The organism is Achromobacter sp. LC458 (genome assembly GCF_001005835.2).
Lineage (GTDB): Bacteria > Pseudomonadota > Gammaproteobacteria > Burkholderiales > Burkholderiaceae_B > Achromobacter > Achromobacter spanius_B.
Window position 1 is genome coordinate 134386 of record NZ_LBHW02000006.1, and the last position, 21029, is coordinate 155414.

18 protein-coding genes and 1 pseudogene are annotated in these 21029 nt (G+C 64.8%); 4 read left to right on the forward strand and 15 right to left on the reverse strand.

The window, feature by feature from the left end; all coding sequences use genetic code 11:
* Nucleotides 1-3 precede the first annotated feature (3 nt).
* From YH64_RS07370 to YH64_RS07395, 6 genes are all read right to left on the reverse strand, one after another.
* Nucleotides 4-1458: an efflux RND transporter periplasmic adaptor subunit gene (locus tag YH64_RS07370; RefSeq protein ID WP_052946035.1), complete on the reverse strand. Its 1455-nt coding sequence runs from the start codon at nt 1456-1458 to the stop codon at nt 4-6.
* Between the two features lie 83 nt (nt 1459-1541).
* Nucleotides 1542-2633 carry an efflux RND transporter periplasmic adaptor subunit gene (locus YH64_RS07375; protein ID WP_052946034.1) on the reverse strand — a complete coding sequence of 364 codons (1092 nt, stop codon included), beginning with the start codon at nt 2631-2633 and terminating at the stop codon, nt 1542-1544.
* Between the two features lie 22 nt (nt 2634-2655).
* On the reverse strand, nt 2656-4257 hold the full coding sequence (locus YH64_RS07380; protein WP_255444181.1) for a TolC family protein: 1602 nt from the start codon (nt 4255-4257) through the stop codon (nt 2656-2658).
* Nucleotides 4258-4666: 409 nt separating this feature from the next.
* A complete protein-coding gene (locus YH64_RS07385; protein ID WP_046805339.1) occupies nt 4667-6178 on the reverse strand; it encodes an AMP-binding protein in 1512 nt (503 codons plus the stop codon).
* 125 nt (nt 6179-6303) lie between these two features.
* Entirely contained in the window at nt 6304-6936 is a 633-nt protein-coding gene (locus YH64_RS07390; protein WP_046805338.1) for an NrsF family protein, read from the reverse strand.
* Nucleotides 6936-7505: a sigma-70 family RNA polymerase sigma factor gene (locus YH64_RS07395; RefSeq protein ID WP_255444182.1), complete on the reverse strand. Its 570-nt coding sequence runs from the start codon at nt 7503-7505 to the stop codon at nt 6936-6938. The genes YH64_RS07390 and YH64_RS07395 overlap by 1 nt, the downstream gene beginning before the upstream one ends.
* Before the next feature lie 649 nt (nt 7506-8154).
* Between YH64_RS07395 and YH64_RS30750 the strand changes: the two are divergent.
* Nucleotides 8155-8736: pseudogene (locus YH64_RS30750) on the forward strand (EAL domain-containing protein); the annotation flags it as partial.
* A 180-nt stretch (nt 8737-8916) separates the two neighbouring features.
* On the opposite strand, the gene YH64_RS07405 reads toward YH64_RS30750, so the two are convergent.
* Nucleotides 8917-9864 (reverse strand): LysR family transcriptional regulator, encoded by a 948-nt coding sequence (locus tag YH64_RS07405; RefSeq protein ID WP_046805336.1) that lies wholly within the window; start codon nt 9862-9864, stop codon nt 8917-8919.
* A 98-nt stretch (nt 9865-9962) separates the two neighbouring features.
* Between YH64_RS07405 and YH64_RS07410 the strand changes: the two genes are divergently transcribed.
* Nucleotides 9963-11183 carry an MFS transporter gene (locus YH64_RS07410; protein ID WP_046805335.1) on the forward strand — a complete coding sequence of 407 codons (1221 nt, stop codon included), beginning with the start codon at nt 9963-9965 and terminating at the stop codon, nt 11181-11183.
* Here the strand turns inward: YH64_RS07410 and YH64_RS07415 are convergent.
* Both YH64_RS07415 and YH64_RS07420 read right to left on the reverse strand, forming a co-directional pair.
* Entirely contained in the window at nt 11167-12060 is an 894-nt protein-coding gene (locus tag YH64_RS07415) for a DUF4261 domain-containing protein (RefSeq protein ID WP_046805334.1), read from the reverse strand. The two genes, YH64_RS07410 and YH64_RS07415, sit on opposite strands and share 17 nt — an antisense overlap.
* Nucleotides 12061-12148: 88 nt before the next feature.
* On the reverse strand, nt 12149-13063 hold the full coding sequence (locus tag YH64_RS07420) for a LysR substrate-binding domain-containing protein (protein ID WP_046805333.1): 915 nt from the start codon (nt 13061-13063) through the stop codon (nt 12149-12151).
* Nucleotides 13064-13186: 123 nt separating this feature from the next.
* On the opposite strand from YH64_RS07420, the gene dkgB reads away from it, so the two are divergent.
* Nucleotides 13187-13990 (forward strand): 2,5-didehydrogluconate reductase DkgB, encoded by an 804-nt coding sequence (dkgB, locus tag YH64_RS07425; protein WP_046805332.1) that lies wholly within the window; start codon nt 13187-13189, stop codon nt 13988-13990.
* 14 nt (nt 13991-14004) lie between these two features.
* On the opposite strand, the gene YH64_RS07430 is transcribed toward dkgB, so the two are convergent.
* The 3 genes from YH64_RS07430 to YH64_RS07440 are packed head-to-tail and all read right to left on the reverse strand — an operon-like array spanning nt 14005 to nt 15805.
* Nucleotides 14005-14655, reverse strand: a complete 651-nt coding sequence (locus YH64_RS07430) for a DUF799 domain-containing protein (protein WP_046805331.1) — start codon at nt 14653-14655, stop codon at nt 14005-14007.
* On the reverse strand, nt 14655-15116 hold the full coding sequence (locus YH64_RS07435; RefSeq protein ID WP_046805330.1) for a DUF4810 domain-containing protein: 462 nt from the start codon (nt 15114-15116) through the stop codon (nt 14655-14657). Before YH64_RS07435 ends, YH64_RS07430 begins: the two co-directional genes overlap by 1 nt.
* A gap of 11 nt (nt 15117-15127) precedes the next feature.
* Nucleotides 15128-15805, reverse strand: a complete 678-nt coding sequence (locus YH64_RS07440) for a CsgG/HfaB family protein (protein ID WP_046805329.1) — start codon at nt 15803-15805, stop codon at nt 15128-15130.
* Between the two features lie 186 nt (nt 15806-15991).
* Between YH64_RS07440 and YH64_RS07445 the strand changes: the two genes are divergently transcribed.
* Nucleotides 15992-18256 carry an FdhF/YdeP family oxidoreductase gene (locus YH64_RS07445; RefSeq protein WP_046805328.1) on the forward strand — a complete coding sequence of 755 codons (2265 nt, stop codon included), beginning with the start codon at nt 15992-15994 and terminating at the stop codon, nt 18254-18256.
* Here the strand turns inward: YH64_RS07445 and YH64_RS07450 are convergent.
* The 3 genes from YH64_RS07450 to YH64_RS07460 all read right to left on the reverse strand — a co-directional run bounded on the left by YH64_RS07450 (nt 18249) and on the right by YH64_RS07460 (nt 21012).
* Nucleotides 18249-19025: a fused MFS/spermidine synthase gene (locus YH64_RS07450; RefSeq protein ID WP_046805327.1), complete on the reverse strand. Its 777-nt coding sequence runs from the start codon at nt 19023-19025 to the stop codon at nt 18249-18251. The two genes, YH64_RS07445 and YH64_RS07450, sit on opposite strands and share 8 nt — an antisense overlap.
* Before the next feature lie 92 nt (nt 19026-19117).
* Nucleotides 19118-19966 carry a polyphosphate kinase 2 gene (gene ppk2 / locus YH64_RS07455; RefSeq protein WP_046805326.1) on the reverse strand — a complete coding sequence of 283 codons (849 nt, stop codon included), beginning with the start codon at nt 19964-19966 and terminating at the stop codon, nt 19118-19120.
* Nucleotides 19967-20094: 128 nt separating this feature from the next.
* Complete coding sequence (locus tag YH64_RS07460) at nt 20095-21012, reverse strand: helix-turn-helix domain-containing protein (protein ID WP_046805325.1); 918 nt, start codon at nt 21010-21012, stop codon at nt 20095-20097.
* Nucleotides 21013-21029 lie beyond the last annotated feature (17 nt).

Sequence of the window (21029 nt, forward strand, 5' to 3'; positions counted from 1 at the left end):
GCGTCAAACTCCGGTCCATTGGCGCAACGCCGTAATCGGCCGCCGCAGCAGGTAATAGAACAAGGACACCGGCTCGCCATAGACGCGCGCGGTGCCGCGCAGGCCCAGGCGTTCGGGCACGGCGGTGGGATCGTTCACGCGCGCCAGCACGGTGTAGCTGGACACGCCCGCTGCGTCGGCATCGGCGCGGTACGCCACGCGCACCACTTGCGCGTCCAGGGGGTCCAGGGGCGCGGCATCCAGGAACACGCGCACGGCAGCGCCTTCGTGCAAGTTGACCGAGTCGGCCACCGGCACCTTCAGTTGATATTGCACGCGGTTGGGGTCGGCCACGCGCATGATGGCTTCGCCCACGGCCACCGGACGGCCCAACCAGTCGCGCGGGTCGCCATACAGCGCCACGCCATCTTGCGGCGCGCGCAGCACCGCCTTGGCCAGCATGGCGCGCGCGTAATCCCGCTCGGCCGTCGCGACCGATTCTTCGCTTTGGGCGACGGCCAGTTCGCGCTTGGCGGTGGGGTCGGATACCGCCGCCTGTTGCAGCCGAAGCACCTTGGCGCGAGCCACTTCCACCTTCTGAATGGCGACTTCGTAATCGCTACGCAGCTGCGTGTCCACCAGTTGCACCAGCGGCGTGCCGGCGGCGACCTGCGCGCCAGGCGGCACCAGAATGCGTTCCACGACAGCGGGCAACGCCGCCGTCACCACGAACGGATCCTGCGGCGTGACCTCCACCGGCGCCAGCGTCGTCAGCGGCACGTGCACGAAAGCAAGCGCGGCCGCCAATACCGCCACGCCCACCAGCAGCTTGGAACGGTGGCGACGCAACCCGGCGACGGGGCGCGACCGGCCGGCGATGGCGGATAGCCCGTGGGCATAGGCGCCGCCCAGACGGCCTGCCAGGCGCATGTGGGCTTCGTCCCAGGGTTGGTCACGTGCCAGCAGCCAGCCAGCGCGTGGCGTCTGTCCTACGTCCGCCAGTGGCACCCACAGCAGCGAGGTCAACACCGCGTCGGCCGAACAGGGGTCGTCGGGGTCCGCGTAGGCCTGCACGTCGAAGGTGCGCAGTGCCAGCGGGTCGGGTGCGTCCGGGCTGGGCCGACACAACGTGGTCACCATGTTTTCGTACCAACGCACCAGCGGCGCGTCGCGGTTCACGCTGGCCAGACCCGAGATGGCCGCCACGCGCCAGCGCCCGGCCGGCGCGCCTTCGAACACCAGCGCCTGACCAAAGGGCAACAGCGCCACGGGCTCGTTGGCCAGGTGCTGCCACAACGCCTCGGCCGTGGTGCAACGGCGCAACTCGCCTTCAAGACGGATCAGCTGCGCGCTTGTGCTGCTTTGCGGATCGGCCGCCGCTACCGACGGCGCATTCGCCGCGGGGCGGGGCCGCGCGGCTTCGCCTGCCGCCGCCGGTTCAGCCGGCCCGCTACGGGAACTCGCCACATGAAGGGCCATGAAAACCACTCCTTACCGGATACCGCAAGCGCCGGGCGCTCGGGCGTGACCGCTGGGGCCGCCCTTGCGCGCCGGCATGAACCTCAACGCGCCGCGCTATTCATCGGCGGCGCACCGGCCTTGGTCACGCTGAACAGAGGCGAGGCCGTGGGGCTACCCACGCGCAGGGACGCTCTTGGCGCCGCATCCGCCTGCGGCGACGGGATAAGCGTGACGGCGGGCGGATGCCCTTCGCTACCGCTCGGCACGCGATAGACCGCCTGCACAGGCCCTTTCGCCGGGATCGCGGCGGCGCCGGGCATACCGGCTGCGGGGGTACCGGCTGCGGGCGTACCGGCTCCGGGCGTACCGGCTCCGGGCGTAGCGCCTTCAGGCGAGGACGCTAGCGGGCTGGCGGGCGCGGCGGCGTTGCCTTCCAGCGTGGCGCGTCCGCTCATGCCAGGCCGCACGCCCGCCGGGGCATGGTCGACACGCGCCACCACCTTGACCGTCTGGCTGACCGCGTCCACGGCCGCCGACACGCGCGTGACCTTGGCGGGCATCACATCGCCCGTCTCATCCACGATGAAGTCCAGGCTGGACCCTTCTTTCAGCCACGCCAGCCACTTGGACGGCACGACCATGTGCAGTTCCATCGGGCCGTCACTGACGATAGAAATCAGCTTTTCGTTGGGCGGCGGCGTTTCGTCCAATCGCGCCAGCGTTTCGACGACGCTACCGGCATAGGGCGCCACCACTTTGCAATCCACCATGCGTTGCTGAATTACGTCGGCCTGCGCCTGGCGCTCCTGTTGCTTGAAGCGCGCGATGTCGGCGTCGGCGCGGCCCGTGGCCGCCATGCGCAGCAGTTCGGTTTGCACCTTGGCGTTGCGCGCTTCCACGGCGGCCCCTGCCCGCGCGGCGCGCAGTTCGGCTTCCAGCCGGCGGCAATCGAAGGCGACCAGCACGTCGCCCTGCTTGAACCGTTCGCCTTCACGCAGCGGCATGCTGAGGATCTTTTCGGATACGGAAGACGACAGCGTGGCCTCGGCCGTGGCGCGCAACACGCCGCGCGCGGAACCGCCATCGGCGGGTGGATCGGCGCCCCAGGCCGTGGCGCACGCCACCACCAGAGGCAACACCCAGACACGGCGGCGCCAGCCGGTACGCGGCGCAAAAGTTCGTTGATTCTTCATGATGATCCCCGCCTAGGAAGGGTTAGCGTGCGGGCGCGGCAACCGCCACGCGCGTGTCCGGCTCGTTGCCGGCGTAGCCACTGCGCGCCGTCCACATGGCGCGCAGCTTGTTCGCCAGCGCGGGCACCGGATCGGCCGTGCTCATCGTCGTATCGACAGGGTCGATACCCAACGAGGCAAACACGTTGGCGTAGGCGTTTTGCAGATCGGCCAGCGCCAGGTCGTAACGCACGCGGGCCACCAGCGTGTTCATCTGCTCGCGGATCAAGGTTTGTCGGCTGAGTTTTTCCGCCTTGAAGCCCGAATCGATCTGCCCTTCGATGCGCGCCTGCACGTCGTAGAAGCGCTGCGCGGTGTTCAGCTCGTCCTGGCGCAGTGCGTAGCGCGCCCGGCTCACTTCCACCTGCGTGGCTACGGCGGTGGTCAGCGCCAATTGGCGTTGGTCCAGCAGATCGCCTTCGGCCTTGATCTGCGCCTTTTCGGCGGGCAGGCGGAACACGTTCAGCAGGTTCCAGCTGGCCACCGCGCCCCACCCGATCCAGTTGCTGTTGTAGAGCAGGTCGTTGGTGCTGGCGTTCAAGCCGCCGAACAGCTTCAGGCTGGGCAGCGCACGCAACAACGCGGCGGTGTTTTCCTGATCGTTGGCGCGCAGCTGATACGCGACCTCACGCAATTCCGGCCGGTTCTCGATGGCCACTTGCAGCCAGGCCGCCGGGTCGTCGGCAATGCCGGGCAGCGCAAGCGGCTTGTTGTTCTCCATGGCCGGTGGCATCGCGATGGTGTATTGCGTCGTGGGCGGCAAATTCATCAACGCGCCCAACTGCTGCTTGGCAACACCCAGTTCGCGGCCCAGTGCCTGCACGTCGCGGCGGATGCCCAGCATTTCGCGCTGGTAGCTCAACGGCGCCAACGGCGCGGTCAGGCCCAGCTTGTCCTGCTCGGCGGCCAGGTCCAACGCAGTCTGCGTGGCCGCTTCCAGCTCGCGGATTTTTCCCAGCAGGCGTTCGGCGCTGACGGCGCGCCAGTAGGCGGTGCGCACGTCTTCGATCAGCCGGTTCATGACCTTGCGCTTGCGCTCTTCGGCCATGTTGACCCGGTCGGCGGCTTGCTTGGCGCGTACGTACGACAGGCCAAAATCCAGCACGTCCCAGCTCAGCTGCAAATTGCTTTGCAGCACATTCTTTTCGGACGAGGTGGACGGCTCCAGCGAGGTCTGCCCGGTCAGCAAGGACTGGCTGGCGCCGCCCGAATAGTTGTCACGGCCCGAGTAGTCCAACGACGCCACAAACTTGGGCAGCATGTCGTAGTGCTTGACGTCCAGCTCACGCTGCGCCAACGCGACGCCCATCAATTCAACCCGCACGTCCAGGTTGTATTTGATGGCGCGAGCCATCGCTTCATACAGGTCCACCGGGCCGGCGATGGGCTCTTGTTCCGCGGTTGAGCGCGCGATCAGGTCCATGGCGCGGTCGCGGTTTTCGGCGGCTTCGAACTGCTTGGGCTGCACCGAGCAACCGGCAAGCAATACCGCTGACACGCAAGCGGCCAGGGTGCTCAAGCGAGCGATGTTTTCTATCCTGGGCCGGCGCGTGCCGCCGATGCAGTGGCTTACGATGGTGCTCATGTTCTTACCCTTGTCGCGCACGATCGCGTGCGTCCCTGACTGAATCCGCCTGTGCCGCGGCATCTAACTGCCGCGTCCACCCGCCTGGTTGAACTTCCCGAACCGTAAAGATCACTCGTATGGAACCGGCCCGGATACCTCTGCACGAGCCGCCCATACCTGTAAATACGAACGGCGGCAGCATCCGGTTACGGCCTCAATAGTTAAGGACGGTAAATTAAGGAAATAACTTTGAGGCATACCGACAAAACATCTCGCTTGGCCGACACGTTCTGCAATTTGCGAGGGGTTTTAAGTCGAGCCGGCGCACGCCGCGACCGCGCGAGCGGACGCCGTCCGCGCAACAGTCTTGCGACGTGCGGCAATTGCGTCAGTGAATTGCGTAATGAATGCGGCCAGAGCCGGACGTTCAAGGATTCGGGATCAGCGCGTCGTGCCGGGCATCTTCGGCAATCGCTTCGTCGAACTCATGATCGTGCAGGCGCAGGATCATTGAACGGCGCGGCCGTCCACGTGACGTGGCCAGGCCCGAGATAAAAGAGAAAGGCGCCTTGGCCAGCGTCCAGCGCACCACCTTCGCGCGCTTGTCCAAGCGCGCATTGCAGCGGTCGATGGCGGCTTGTATTTCGGCGTCGGACAGGTTGGGCCCGATCAGCCACAGCACCGCGCAACATCCGACGCGCGGCTTCAGAAACACAACGGCCCGCATGAACAACGTGGTGTCCATCAATGCGCGTTCGGCATTCGCCTGCACCGGGCCGACGCGCGGCGTGGCGACGATGCTGGCGCCCACCCGGTCCAGCATCGTCACGTAGCCGTCCGCATCAATCTCGCCATGCCTGCCGGTCTCCAGCCAGGGCGGCACGGTGAAGTCGTCCAGATAGCCCAGGAAGCCCGTGCCCTGGATTTCAAGTTCGCCGCCAGCGGATACGCGCAGGCGCAGATGCGGCAAGGTCTTGCCCGCCGAGCCCGCGTGGCGGATGCCGTCGGTGTTCATCGTGACGACCGAGCCTGCCTGTGGCACGGAACACGTCGGCACGACCGGCAGGCCGGCCGCTTCGAACAGCCGCCGCACACCCAGCTCTTGCGCCGCGCCGTCGATCAGCGCGCAGCGCAATGTCACGGGTGCGCGCGCGCGGCGGTCCTGCAAAAAGGTTGCGTAGTCGACCATCGCCTGCGGTGTGGCCAGGAAGCTTTGCGCACCGTGATGCTCGAGTTCGTCGTGCAAGACCAACGGGTCCACGCCCATCGCGTCCAGACCAAGGTGGTTGCCGGGCAAGGCGACGCAGGTGGCGCCCGCGATCAAGCTCGCGTAGGCGCCGATCACGCATTCTTGCAAGGTGGCGAGCGGCCGCGTCATCAGGTGCCGCTTGATGCCACGGTCCGCCAGCTGATCCGCCACGGACTTCGCGGCCGACAGTAACGCCGACGCGCTCAGGCAGATGCCCCGGCCCATGTCCTCACCCTCGGGATCGAACACGATTTTTGCGGTGCCCGGGGGCAAGCCGCGCGGGGCCGGCGCCACTTGCCGCATGAACAAGCCGTCGCCACCGGGTAGCGTGACGGCTTGCAGCAGCCCCAGCCTGACCAGCCTGGCCGCCATGGCGCCCGGCGCAATCACCGTGTCCACCGCGCAGCGTTCCAGTGCGCGCGTCAGCACGCGGTCCGAGGCAAGCGGTGGCAGCGGCACGTGCGCAACGTTGGCCATCAGCGCCGCCACATCGTCCACGACCGTCCAGGGCGCGTTGTCCTGAAGCGTCAGCAGCACCTTGACCGATAGTTTTTCGTACAGCGCGCGCCGCTCCTGCACATAGGTGCAAAAGGCGCTATAGGACAGCGACGCTCTGGATCCGATCAACGCGGGGCGATACGTGCTGGCCGCGTGTTGAGTCAATACATCGAAGAATTCTTGGGCGGTCATGGGAAGCTCGTAGGCGCCGGCATGTTTACTTATTCGACGCAGCAGGCCGTTTCGTTACCGAGCTTCCAAATAACAACGGACCCGACAGGGTCCGTGATGACGTTTACTGCACCGATCTCTTGCACTTACCACTGAAGCACGCGCGGCCCCAGCAGCATTCCCAGCAAACCGCTCAGCACCATACCCAGCGTGTACCAGACCGCCACGAACAGGAACGAATCTTCGGGGCAGATAAGGAAATAGCCCAAGGCGCCTTGCGCCCCCGCGAAGATGCCGGCGGAAAACCCGGCCAAACGCAAACGCGTGGGAGCCAACGTGCGCATGGTCCACAACGCGGCGGCCAGCGCAGGCAGGGAAAACAGCAAGATCAACAGCGAACACATCAGCCAGCTTTGGCCGAAAAACAGCGCGTCATACTGCTCGACTGAAACGCTCAACAAGTCAGTCGCACCGAATCCGAACATCACCAGCACCGCGAGCACCAAGCCCCACAAGGGCTTGCTCACACGAGATATCGGTCGGGACAGTTGCTTGACCAATATCCACCCGGCGGTCAGGACAGACATTGCGTAGGCCACCTTGAACCAGCGGCCGGCAAAGGCGGACGGCGTTATCACGATGCCGTTGGCCAACAGGCCGATTCCCAGGCTGGCGATCAAACCAGTCAACAGGGCGGTGCGCAGCTTCTTTGAGGTGTTGGGAGCCGGGGCCGGCCCCGCGCCGGTAGCAAGAAAGTCGATGAAGTCCTTCGTTTTCACTATATGACCACCTTGACGAGTTGGCTCAATCTTTTCAGTCCACGGTGCACTTGAACCCGGATCGCACCCTCTGACATTCCGATCCGAGAGGCCGCTTCCGCCACGCTTAACCCTTCCAACTTCGTCAACTCGATGGCTTGCCTTTGCGCAACGGGCAATACGGCAAGCAAACGGGCAAGGTCTACATGAGAAGTCGTTTCCGTGACATCGCCGGCCAACAGCGATTCGTCCACGTCATCAATAGAATCGTTAAGGGCACCATAGCGCCGATTACGCCGCCAGAAATCGATTAGCTTGTGACGAGAAATTGCATATACCCATGCGGACAGCGGCTGCGTAGGGTCATAGCTTGCGCGTTGCAAATGCAATGCCAACAGGCATTCCTGCACCAGGTCTTCGACATCGTCCTGCCAGCCGCCCATGCGACGACGCAAATAGGCCCGCAGTAAGCGCGCGATTCGCCCTAATACATCGCGATACGCTGTTTCATCACCCGCCTGAGCCTGCAACCACAGCACTCTGAGTTCGGATTCCACAGCCCCCAAACGAGCGGAGAATTCTCTTGGCATGTCTTGCGCCATCCTGGTCAGCGACCTCGCCGACATTACGGCGCTTGGGGCTGATCCATGCAGCGGAGTATACGGGGCGAAAAAACGAACGGATACATAAATTTAGCGGTGCGGATTACCGTTCATTGCGCCGGCGTTGTTGCTCGCAAATATGCGTGCAAAAACAAATGCAAATTAACGTCAAGCATGCAACAAGCGCGCGCTTCGGAACGTATTAGTTAATGCGCGCTCGACGGTTTCGCACCTCAGGTGTACGTGTCCAGATGGTCACCGCGAGATTATTCGCGCGTCGGGATGCACCGACTTCTTTTTTGCGTATTGACGTTACTTTTTTTTCTTCGCACCCATGACAATCTCTCATCGGTTTATGCGGCCGTGCGTGCCGTACTTTCTACTGCTGATCCTGGCGGGGATTGTGCTTGGCGTGGCGGTGGGCGCATTCAGTACGGCGGCGGATGCGCGCGATCTGGACGCGACGGCGCAACCGGCAGGCGGCGTGCTGGTGCCCGCGCTGGCCGGCGCTTTCGGCGGCGTATTGCTCAGCCTGCTGCTGTATCGCTGGTACAGCGGCGCGCCGGGCGTGCGCCACCGCATTAAGCGCGCCATGCGACGCGGCCATATCCACATGGTGTACCAACCGCTGGCGAACATGTCGTCGGGCCACACGGTGGGGGTCGAGGCGCTGGCGCGTTGGCCCCATGAAACGCTGGGCGCGATTGCACCCGAGACATTTTTTGCGTGGGCGGAAGCGACGGGGCTGGGCCGCCAGCTGACTCGGTATGTGGTGCGCGCCACGTTGGCTGATCTGCGCATCGCGCTGCGCGAGCCAGGTGATTTCTATTGCAGCATCAACGTGACGCCGCGCGATATCGAAGACATTTCGTTTGCGCGGTTCATGCTTGAAACGACACGCGAATTCGGTATCTCGCCCGAGCGCATCGTGCTTGAGATTACGGAGTCGCTTGCCTTCGTGGTGGACGACCCGCGCACCTTGATTGCGCAGTATCTGCAAGCGGGGTTTCGTGTGGTCATTGACGACTTCGGCACCGGCTACGCCAACCTGAGCAATCTGCTGACGTGGGGCGTCAGCGGTTTGAAGCTGGATCGCACCCTGATCCGTTGGGTCAGCGCCAACGACTGGGCCGCGACCGTGCTGGAGTCGGTCTTCGAGATGACGCGCCGCATGAACATCTACGTGATTGTGGAAGGCATCGAAAGCCCCGAGCAAGCTCGCTATGTCCTGGCACGCGCGCCGGCGGCAACCGGACAGGGCTGGCTGTATGGCCGCCCGTGCCGCGCCGAGCTGCTGCCCGTGCTGGTCTCGCGCGCGGCATCGCCGCCCGCGAGACCAGTGCACCGGTTACGCCCGGCTTTTGCCCGGCGGCGCTGGCCGACGAGTCGTCGCGCGCCATCAGCCGCCGCCCAGCTCCACCGGCAGGTGTTCGCGCATGATTTCAATGAACCGACGCAAACGCGCCGGCTGAAAGCGCGACGGCGCGTACACCAGGAATACCGGCAGCGGATCGGCGCGCCAATCAGGCGCCAGATGCACCAGCCTGCCGGTGGCAAGGTCTTCCTGCATTGCCCAGGCCGAGCCCAGCGCCACCCCCAGGCCCAACAGCGCGGACTTGCGCAGCGCGTACAGGCCATCGGTGGACAGACGCGGCTGGATGCCGAAGCGTTCAGTTGCCCCCGTGGCGCAATGCGTCAGGCTGACCTCGGTGCGATAGAACGTGCGCAGCGCCAGCCAGGGCAGGCGCGCCAGGTCGTCGGGATGTTGCGGGATGGGCTCGCCTTGCAGCAGGTCAGGCGACGCGATGACGATGCGCGGCACTTCACCCAGCTTGATGGCGATCACGGACGGATCGGTCACCGCGCCGACGCGAATCGCACAGTCCACGTTCTCGGCGATCAGGTCCGGCATGCGGTCGTGCAGCAGCCATTCCACGCGCATGTTCGGATACTGCCGCAGATAGCTGGCCAGCGGATCGACGAACTGGTCCTGGCCGAACGCGTGCGGCGCCACCACGCGCAGCGTACCGATGGGCTCGTCGCCCGCGCCGCGCACCTCGCTTTCAAACGATTGCCAGGTAGCGATCAATTCCTTGGCGCGTTCATAGCAACGCTGGCCGTCTTCAGTCAGCCGGATCGCGTGGGTGGAACGTTGCAGCAGGCGCACCCCCATGGTGCGTTCAAGCAATTGCAGGCGGCGGCTGACGGTGGGCTGCGTGCCGCCCAGCTGCGCAGCGGCGGCCGACAGGCTGCCGGCCTCGACGATGCGCACAAAGGTCTCGATCAGCAGCAGGCGGTCGGTGGCGGCGGCGGTGGCGGCCGCGGAGGGCGGGGCAGAGGTGGTCATACGCCAATCGTATAACCGATGTACCCGCAAGTCGGCTACCAAAACGGGGCATGCGCGCCCAGAATCTGCCCCGTACATGATCTTTCGGACACCTCACCATGTCATCCCAAACCCCCACCTCTACCGCTGCCTTATCGCGCGGACTTGTTTTCCTTCTGGCGATCGGCGCCGGTCTGTCGGTAGCGTCCCTGTATTACAGCCAGCCGATGCTGGGCGTACTGGGCGTGGACATCCACGCCAGCGCCGAGACGCTGGGTTGGATCCCCACCCTGACGCAGCTGGGTTATGCGTTCGGCATCCTGATGCTGGCGCCCCTGGGCGACCGCCACGACAGAAAGCGCATCATCCTCATCAAGGCCGCCGTGCTTAGCGTGGCGTTGCTGGCCGCCGCCGTCGCGCCCTCCATCGGCCTGTTGCTGGCCGCCAGCTTCGTGGTCGGCCTGTCCGCCACGCTGGCGCAGGACATCGTGCCGGCCGCCGCGCATCTGGCGCCGGTCGAGCAACGCGGCAAGATCGTCGGCACCGTGATGACGGGGCTGTTGCTGGGCATTCTGTTGTCACGCGTGGTCAGCGGATTCGTTGCGGAGCAGTTCGGCTGGCGCGCCATGTTCTTGGCGGCCGCCGTCACCATCGTGGCGCTGGGCGCGGCGCTGTGGCGTGGCCTGCCGCGCTTCGTGCCGACCGCGCAGCTGTCGTACGCCGCGCTGCTGGGCTCGCTGGCAACGCTGTGGCGCCAGCACCCCGGCCTGCGCCGCGCCGCCACCGCGCAGGGCTTGCTGTCGCTGGGCTTCAGTGCGTTCTGGTCGACCTTGGCGGTGATGCTGCATGGCGCGCCGTTTCACCTGGGCGCGGGTGCGGCGGGCGCTTTCGGGCTGGCGGGCGCGGCCGGCGCGTTGGCCGCGCCGCTGGCCGGCCGCGTGGCCGACACCCGTGGTCCGCTCGCCGTGGCCAGCCTGGGCGCCGGGCTGACGATGGTGTCGTTCGCCGCCATGATCTTTCTGCCGTTCCTGTCACCGCACGCCGCGCTGTGGCTGATCGCGGGTGCCGCCATCGGCTTTGACCTGGGCATCCAGACCTCGCTGATCGCGCATCAGAGCATCGTCTACGGCATCGACCCGGCCGCCCGCAGCCGCCTGAACGCCATCCTGATGACGGGCGTGTTCATCGGCATGGCTGCCGGTGGCGCGCTGGGCAGCCTGGCGCTGGCCCATTGGGGCTGGACGGGCGTGACGGTCGTGGCGGCAGGCGCGGCAGCGTTGGCGCTGGGCCTGCGCGTGTGGCCGGCCACCGGGAGCCGCGCGATTATTGCGGCGCGTTGATCTCGTCCGCCGTGATGATTTCGGCAACGAGTACCTGCGCGGGCCCGTCCAGGAAGTATTCCTCCTGGCTGGGCTCGCGCAGTTTCATATAGGCGTTCTCGCCGATCTGCATGGTGTGCCCGGCGGCCAGCTCCGCGCCGCTTTCCAGCATGTAGCCCATGATGTTGTTGAAGATGTTCGAGTAGTACTCGCCTTCATCATGGCCACGGGCCAGCGCCGCGAAGTCGGGCAGGCTGAACAGGTCGGCGCCATAGGTGCGCATCCACACGCCGGCCACGCCATCCACGTCATACTTCACAAAGCCGCAATACAGCATGTTCAGCGGCAGCGCGCGCAGCAGGTCCAGGCTTTCTTCACCCAGCGACTCGGCATCGAATACGCCGGCCGGCAGCGAGGTGTGCGCATGTTCGTTCAACACCGCCACCGCGCCAAAGCCGGTCAACGCGCCGGCCACGGCGGCCAGCGCCACGTACTGCTCCAGCGGATCTTGCGAAAAACCCCCGTAGTACAGAACGATGTGGCTGGCGTGCGCGCGCACTTCGTCCTTGACCGTGCCCGGATAATGCGCCGGCGCCACGCAGGCTTCCAACGCATCCTTGGGATAGGGCGCGTTAAAACCCACCAACCGCACCACGTGATCGCCCCAGCCGGCCAGGCCCAGCACTTCGGGCATGTCGGGCGCGATCTCGACGCGGGCATCGCTCATCGACGGGTGATACGCGCACAACGCCGCCCGCAAGCCGTCCTCGTCCAGCGCCAGGGGCTCGGCGAACAGCACCTGCAAGCTCAGCGGGTTTTCAATGGCGGGGTTGGCGACCAGCGCGCGGGCGTCGGCGGATTCTTCCTTGCGGCCGAAGAAGCGGGAGAAGATGCTCATGGGGTTGGGGCTATCGGGAATTAAAACGGGGGCAGTATACGTTTGCCCTTGGCGGGCCCGATGCCGATGTCTCCATTGGACACATCTCTCACCGACCGGCAGGCTCCGAGAATCCATCAGGCCCGACCGTTTCCACCACATAGTCGATGAACGATTTGATGCGTGATGAAATCGCGGTGTTGCGGTAGTACACCGCGTTGATCGGCTGCCTGACGTCTTGCGTCTGGCGCGGCAGCACCTGCTGCAACGCGCCCGCTTCGCGGTCGGCCCGCGTCATGAAATCCGACAGGCACACGATGCCGCCATGGTTCAGCGCCAGTTGCCGCAGCGTCTCGCCGCTGTGTGCGCGCACGCCGGGCTTGATGTGCAGCGCCTGCCCATCCGCATCCAGCAACGGCCATTCGTTCAACGACTCCGGCTGGCTGAACCCCAGCAGCATGTGGCGGGCGAGGTCGGCCACGCGCTTGGGCGTGCCGTGCTGCGCCAGATATGCCGGGCTGGCCAACACGCGCACGCGGCTCTGACCCAGCGGCACCGCGTGCAGCGACGAATCCTTCAATCGGCCGATGCGGATGGCCAGGTCGGTGCGGCGTTCCAGCAGATCGATGTTGCCTTCGTTGCTGTTCAGTTCCAGCTCCACTTGCGGATACCGCTTGCGGTAGCCGGGCACCAGCGGCGCGATAACGTGCAGCATGAAGGGCGAGGCCGCGTCCACGCGCAACAACCCGGCGGGCTGATTGCGCCGCACATTCATCAGGTCTTCGGTTTCTTCGACCGCCGCAACGATGCGGCGCACCTGCTCAAGATACGCGCGGCCTTCTTCGGTCAGCGCCAGCCTGCGCGTGGTCCGGCGCATCAGCGTCGTTTGCAGCTTTTCTTCCAGGCGGCTCATGGTGCGGCTGGTGGCCGAGATGGTCTGGCCCAGCACCTCGGCGGCAGCGGTGATGGAGCCGCTGTCCACCACGGCGATAAAGACCTGCATTTCGTCCAGCGTCGTTTTCATATTTGACGTTATATCAAAAGTATTTCGCCGATATGGGGCTTTTTTGGCAAGTATCGGGCGGGCACACTGGCGGCATTCCCGGGCCATGGGCGCCTGGATCTTTCCCCCCTTTCGGAGTTTTACATGAGCATTCCCCGTTTTGGCGTCGGCACGTTCCGGCTGCAAGGACAAGTCGTCATTGATTCGGTGCGCAACGCGCTGGACGTGGGTTACCGCGCCATCGACACGGCGCAAATCTACGAGAACGAAGCGGACGTGGGCCAGGCCATTGCGCAATCGGGCGTGGCGCGCGATGCGCTGTTCATCACCACCAAGATCTGGGTGCCCAACACCGGGCGCGACAAGCTGGTGCCCAGCTTGAAGGACAGCCTGGCCAAGCTGCGAAGCGACTATGTGGACCTGACCTTGATCCACTGGCCCGCGCCGGGCAACGGCGTGTCCATCGACGAATGCATGACTGCGCTGGCCGAGGCGCGCGCGCAGGGGCTGACGCGCCAGATCGGTATCTCGAACTTTCCCATCGCGCAAACCCGCGCGGCCATCGCCGCCGTGGGCCGCGAGGCCATCGCCACCAATCAGATCGAGCTCAGCCCGTACTTGCAGAACGCCACGCTGACCGCGTTCCTGAAAGAGCAGGGCATCCACGTCACGTCGTACATGACGCTGGCGTATGGCCGGGTGCTGAAGGACCCGGTGATCCAGCAGATTGCGAAGCGACACAACGCCACGCCCGCCCAGGTGACGCTGGCCTGGGCGCTACAGCTGGGCTATTCGGTGATCCCGTCATCGACCAGGCGCGACAACCTGGCCAGCAACCTGCTGGCCCTGCAACTGCGCCTGACCGACGAAGACATGGCGCAAATCGCCACGCTGGAAAGAAACGGCCGCGAAGTCAGCCCCGAAGGGCTGGCCGCGGCCTGGGACTGATACGTCGGGCAGGATTACTGCGTGTCGTAGCGCGGGGAGCGCGGCCCGTACAGGATGCCGCCGGGCTGGCCCGCGCTGAGCAGCATGTGGTTGGTCGTGCCGGCCACGCCATAGCTGCGATCCGACAGCGTGTTGACGATCTGGTCCACCATCGCCTGCACCAGCATGCCGATCAGGCCGCCACTGCTGTTGCTGGCCTGCACCACCTGCTTGCTGCCCGACCACAGCTTGGCGCCGTTGCGCAGGTCGATCAGTTCGGCATCGATGGCCACCGTGACGTTGCTGGACACTACGGCATAGCTGGCGCCGTACTGCTTTACCGTCATGTACAAGGCCGCGTCGGCGCCGAAGATCTCGCGCAGCTTGGCGCCGGGCAGCCCGTGGATTTCATCCGGGGAGCTCAGGCCGTTCTGCTTGAAGGTTTCGTCCATGACACCGACCGGGATCACGTAGTAGCCCGATTCCGCCAGGGGCCGCGTGGCCTGCGACAGCACGGCGGCCGTGGCGGCCACGTCCACGGACGTGTTCAGCGGCGGCAGCACCAGGATCGACGCCGGCTTGCTTTCGCGGAAAGCGGTGTAGTCCACGTGCTGCTGCGGCGCGACGCAACCGGCCAGCATGGCGACGGCGGCCAACAGGCCGATTCGGAACAAGCGGGTCATCATCACGATCCCTTCTTCAAGGCTGCCGCATCGGCGGATGCCGGGGTGGCGGACGTGGCGTCAACGGACGCCGCGGGCTTGCCGACGTTGCGCATCAGGAAGTCCATGAACGGCGTGGATTCCGGAAAAGCCACCTTCTCGCTTTGCAGTTGCTCCACGCCCTTGTCGCCGTCACCCATCTTCAGGTACAGCATGCCCAGGTGCGCGCGAAAGCCCGGCGGCAACTCAACATTGGCCGCACGCGCGGTTTCAATGTTCTTTTCCAGGGCTTGAGCCTGCACCGCGTTATCCGACCCGTCTTCCTTCAGATACGCATAGACAGACGGCTGATAGGCCTGCCAGCTGTACATCGACTTGGGCTGTTGCACGCATGCACTCAAGAGACCCACCGCGGCGGCTACCGCCAAACCGCGCCCGGCGCGCGCAAGCGCATCCGGGCGACGCATCGCCTGTAGTTTCAACATGGCAAGTCTCCTTAGTTGGCGGAAGGCTGCCAGGCGCCTTGCTCGATGCCGTCGACCAGGCGGTCCACCGCCTCACGGATGGCCAGGTCCAGGACCTTGCCGTTCAAGGTGGAGTCGTAGCTGGCGGTGCCGCCAAAGCCGATGACTTCGCGGTTCGACAGGCTGTACTCGCCCGCGCCCGATGCCGAATACACCACTTCGGACGTCGTCACGTCGACCACGTTCAGGTCCACCTTGGCGTACGCCACTTGTTCCTTGCCACGGCCCAGGATGCCGAACAGCTGCTGGTCGCCAGTGACCTTGCGGCCGAAGGCGGTGACGTCGCCGGTCACGACATAGCGCGCGCCCTTGATCTGGTTGGCCTTTTTGTTGAAGCCGGCTTCCTGCTTGATTTCGGAGAGGTTGTCGCGGTCCATGACCTGGAAGCGACCGCTGCGCTGAAGATGGCTGACCACGATCGTCTTGGCCTGGCCGCCCAGACGGTCGACGCCGTCCGAGAACACGCCACGCAGATAGTTGGTGCGGTTATCGAATTTACCGACCGAGATCGGGCTGCGCACGCCTTGATAAGGCTTGGCCGCCGCCTGCGTGGCCGGCACCACCAGCGCTTGCGAGCGCTCGGTGGCGCAACCGGAAATTGCCGCCGCCAACACGGCCAGCGCGCCCATCTTTACGACCTTGTTCAACATCTTCTTCTCCTGCCGGCGCCACCGCAGTCGCGGCGGGCAAGCCTCTAATCGTTATTGAATCGAGCCGGCATTATAAGCAAATGAATAGTTTTGTCACAAATTGAAATAACGAGACTTTTGGCACGACATGCGGTATTCAGCAAAAAACGTTTAAAACGTGGCCGTTGTTTTGAAAAAAGTGAATTCATGAAGCCACGCAACCTGACCGGCATCCATCGCTACGACGCACCCGCAGGCGGCTGGGGCGCGCTCAAGGCCACGGCGCAAGCCGTCGCCGACCAGATGCGCATCGCCGAAGCGCCCGTGCTGCTGTTGCGCACCAACAAGCCCGACGGCTTTGACTGCCCCGGCTGCGCGTGGCCCGACAAGGCGCACACGTCGACCTTCCAGTTCTGCGAAAACGGCGCCAAGGCCGTCACGTGGGAAGCCACCAAGAAGCGCGTCACGCCCGAGTTCTTTGCCGCGCATACCGTCACCGAACTGCTGACCTGGAGCGACCACGACCTGGAAGACGCCGGCCGCCTGACGCACCCCCTGGCGTACGACGCGGCCAGCGACACGTATCAAGCCATCGGCTGGGACGCCGCGTTCGCCCGCATCGGCGCCACGTTGTCGGCATTGCCCGACCCCGACATGGTCGAGTTCTACACGTCGGGCCGCGCCTCGAACGAAGCCGCCTTTCTCTTCAGCGTGTTCGCGCGCGAGCTGGGCACCAACAACTTTCCCGATTGCTCGAACATGTGCCACGAGGCCACCAGCGTCGGCCTGCCGCAAGCCATCGGCATCGGCAAGGGCACGGTATCGCTGGACGACTTCGACACGTGTGACCTCATCATCTCGATGGGCCACAACCCGGGCACCAACCATCCGCGCATGATGGGCACCTTGCACGAGTGCGCGCGGCGCGGCGTGCCCATCATCGTGTTCAACCCCTTGCGCGAGCGCGCGCTGGAACGCTTTGCCGATCCGCAGAACCCGGTCGAGATGGGCACGCTGGGGTCTACCCGCATCGCCTCCACGTATTACCAGGTGAAGGTCGGCGGCGACGCGGCCGCGCTCAAGGGCATCATGAAGGCGCTGGTGGCGGCGGACCGCGACGCGCCCGGCGTGCTGGACCATGACTTCATTGCCCAGCACACGGAAGGCTTCGACGACTATGTGCAGGACCTGGACGACACCCCGTGGCACGACATCGAAGCGGCCAGCGGCCTGTCCCGCGCGGACCTGGAGGCCGTGGCCACCGCCTACGCCAGATCAAATGCCACCATCGTGACCTACGGCATGGGCATCACGCAGCACGCGCGCGGCACCCAAAACGTGCAGCAGATTGCCGCGCTGCTGCTCATGCGCGGCAACTTCGGCAAGCCGGGCGCGGGCATCTGCCCGTTGCGCGGGCATTCCAACGTGCAGGGCAATCGCACGGTGGGCATCACGGAAAAGATCGATCCGGTGATGTTCGGCAATTTTGAAAAGACGTTTGGTTTCCGCCCGCCCGAGCGCCACGGCCACGACGCCGTGGACGCGATGAAGGCCATGGTCGACGGCTCGGCGCGCGCGCTGATCTGCCTGGGCGGCAACCTGGCGATGGCGCTGTCCGACACCGACCAGTGCGAAGCCGGCATGCGCCGGCTGGACCTGGCGGTACACATGAACACGAAGCTGAACCGCTCGCACCTGCTGATCGGCCGCGAGTCGATCATCCTGCCGGTGCTGGGCCGCACCGAAAGCGACGTGCAGGCCGGCGGCGCGCAGTCGATCACGGTCGAGGATTCCATGTCGATGGTGCATGCCTCGCGCGGCAAGCTGGCGCCGGCCTCGGAACACCTGCGTTCCGAACCGGCCATCATCGCCGCCATGGCCGCTGCCACGCTGCCGCACAGCCGCGTGCCATGGCTGCACCTGGTGGAAGACTACGGCCGCATCCGCGACCTGATCGAACAGGTGTACCCGGACTTCCGCGGCTACAACGAACGCATCCTGAAGCCCGGTGGCTTTCGCTTGCCGTTGCCGCCCACGGAACGCATCTGGAAGACGCCGTCCGGCAAGGCGCGGTTCCTGCCGTTCAAGGGCCTGCGCGAAGACCCGGCCGCAGCGTCCGACACGCTGACGCTGACCACGCTGCGCAGCCACGATCAATACAACACCACCATCTACGGGCTGGACGACCGCTATCGCGGCGTGTTCGGACGGCGCGACGTGCTGTTCATGAACGCGGCCGACCTGGCGCGCCTTGGCCTGGAACATGGGGACGAGGTGGACATCAACACCGGCCTGCCGGGCGAATCGCACCGCCATCTTCGGCTGACCGCCATTGCCTACGACATTGCGCCAGGGTCCGTCGGCGCGTACTACCCGGAAGCCAACAACCTTTGCCCGCTGGACTACCAGGACAAGCAAAGCGGCACGCCCAGCTACAAGTCCATCCCCGTGCGGATCCGCAAGGCTATCTGAGTTCCAGCGTGGCCCCGATGACGCGCAGCGTCGGCATCAGCTGACGCCACGCGTCGCGGGGGATGGCGGCGGGACGCTTCAATTCGGCCGCGGCCGGATCGTTCAGCAAGTCGCCCTTGCAGGCGAACACGACACTGTTGGTCATGTCGTCATCCACCACTTCAAACATCGACGAGCCGAACGAGGCCCGCACGCGCGCCAGGTACTCGTGATGCATCGGGTGGTTCACGTGGTAGTTGATGACCAGGATGCCGTTCTCGCGCAGCGCGCGGTGGCAGTCGGCGTAGAACGCTTCGGAACACAGCGCATCCGGAATGCCGCCCACGCCATAACCATCCAGGAAAATCACGTCGGCATGGTCCGACAGGCCGCGCAAGTGGTCGGCCGCGTCGGCCTGCACCACGCGAAAGCGCGCGTTGTCGGGGGGCACCATGAAGGCCTCGCGCAGGGCGATGACGGCGGGGTCGATCTCGACCACTTCAATCTCGGCACCGGCCAGGTAGCGATAGCAGAACTTGGGCAGCGAGCCGCCGCCCAGGCCCACCATCAGGATGCGCGCGGGCTCGGGGTTGAACAGCACGAAGCCCATCATCATGCGCGTGTATTCAATTTCCAGCGCGTCGGGATTTAGCAGCGACATGCTGCTTTGGATTTCTTTCTGCGTGAAATGCAGCATGCGCCGCGTGCCCACGTTCTGGACGAAAGGCCGGTGGATGGCTTGGGGCTCGTCGGACGGGGTGGTCGGCGCGGAAGGTACGTGGTCGGACATGGGGCGGGTGGCGTCTGCCTATGCATCTACATAAAAAACAGACACAAGATACCACTCGCCCCGGACGCTCGGGTTTGGCGGCCGCCGAATTCCTAGAACACAGTCGGAACGCTGCGGACCGCGCGCTCGGGCTCGCGGTAGCCCTGCGGCTTTTGCCGCTTGGGCAGCGTTATCTTTGCCCGGGGCAGCGCCTTGTACGGAATGCTCTTGAGCAGGTGGCTGATGATATTGAGCCGCACCCGTCTTTTGTTATTGGAATCCGCCACGAACCAAGGCGCGTAGTCCGTGTCCGTTTGCGCGAACATATCGTCGCGGGCGCGCGAATAGTCATACCAATGGCTGTACGAATCCAGATCCAGCTTGGACAGCTTCCAGATTTTCCGCTCGTCGTGAATACGCGCCTGTAGCCGCCGCGTCTGCTCGGCTTCGCTAACTTCCAGCCAGTACTTGATCAGGATCACGCCGGAATCGATGATGGCACGCTCGACCAGCGGCACCGCTTTCAAGAACGCCTTGGCCTGGCTTTTGGTGCAGAACCCCATGACGCGTTCCACGCCGGCGCGGTTGTACCAACTGCGGTCGAAAATCACGATTTCGCCGGCCGCCGGCAAATGCGGCAGATAGCGTTGCACGTACATCTGCGTTTTTTCGCGGTCGGTGGGCGACGGCAGCGCCACCACGCGAAAGACCCGTGGGCTGACCCGCTCGGTAATGGCCTTGATGGTGCCGCCCTTGCCCGCGCCGTCGCGCCCTTCGAACAGGATGCAGACCTTTGCCCCGCTGTGCACCACCCATTGCTGAAGCTTGACCAGTTCAACATGAAGCTTGGCCAGTTCGCGCTCGTACTTCTTTGCCGACAACCCCGCGACACCGGGCGCGCCGTTTTCAAGTGCGGCGCTGACGGGTTCGTCCTTTGCGATTGCTTTTTCGGTTTTCATCATCTCGCTCCTTGATCGGCCCATCGGGCATTGTGAGCCGAGTCGCAATTGAAGGTCCATGATGATTCCGGCGAAAAATCGTCAGGTTCGAATCACCAGAATCGCGCCCCGTGCGCACGGCGGTTGCACCGTTATTGCGGATGAAAACGATTGCGCGTTGCGGAAGGCGTTTCAAGGAACAGCGCGCGGTATTGCGCCGCGGAATGCGTGGAATAGGGATAGCCATGCTGCAAGAAGCAGTCGGCCACCGTCATCCGTTTGTCCTCGCCCGATGCCAGGTCCCAATACACGTCGTGAAGCTTGCGCAGGCAAAGATAATGCCCTGGGCCCATGCCGAAACACGTTTGGAAGAAGTCGCGCAAACCGCGCTCGCTGATTTTCAGGCCTCGGCGTATGTCTTCGACGTGGGCGTTCTCATTACGCTCGCGAAAGACCGTCAGCGTGGCGTCGCACAACCATGCCAGCGATGACGAAGGGCGGCCCTTGCATCGGTCGTTCGGCAAACGACAGGCCATCAGGTCAAACAGCCGGCGTTCGATCAAGCGGCGGCCGATCGCGGGCGGACAAGCCGGGGTCATCGCCATCAGGGCCGCTTCGCGCAGGGTGCCCCATTGCAGGGGGTCTGTTTTTTCCATGCCGCCTGTACTACGCCAACGCCTGAGCGTCTGCGCCAGCAGGCCATCGCCTGTGAACAGCTCGGCATCAACCGGCAACGCGATACTGATCCATTCGTTGGGCCCTGCCGCGCGAAAGACGTAACCCTTGCCCGGCGCCAGGATGCCCAGCGCCGCCGCATTCAAGGGCGCCCCATTCAGCCAGGCCTGGCAGGGAGAAGGCTGCGACAACAGCAACGTCAGGTGAGTAGACCGGCACACCGCTTCGCACACGTTTGAAACGGCGGCGCTACCCTGCTGGAGGTCGATGCCGTCAAGGTCGAAACGGCTGATACGCCACCCCCCGCCCCCGCTTCCCAAGAGAAATACGCGTGCCTGGGCGTCGAAGATGGCGCCAGCGTAGGAATCGAACGACTTGAAATGATGAAGATCCATCTCTTTCCCCTGGCAAG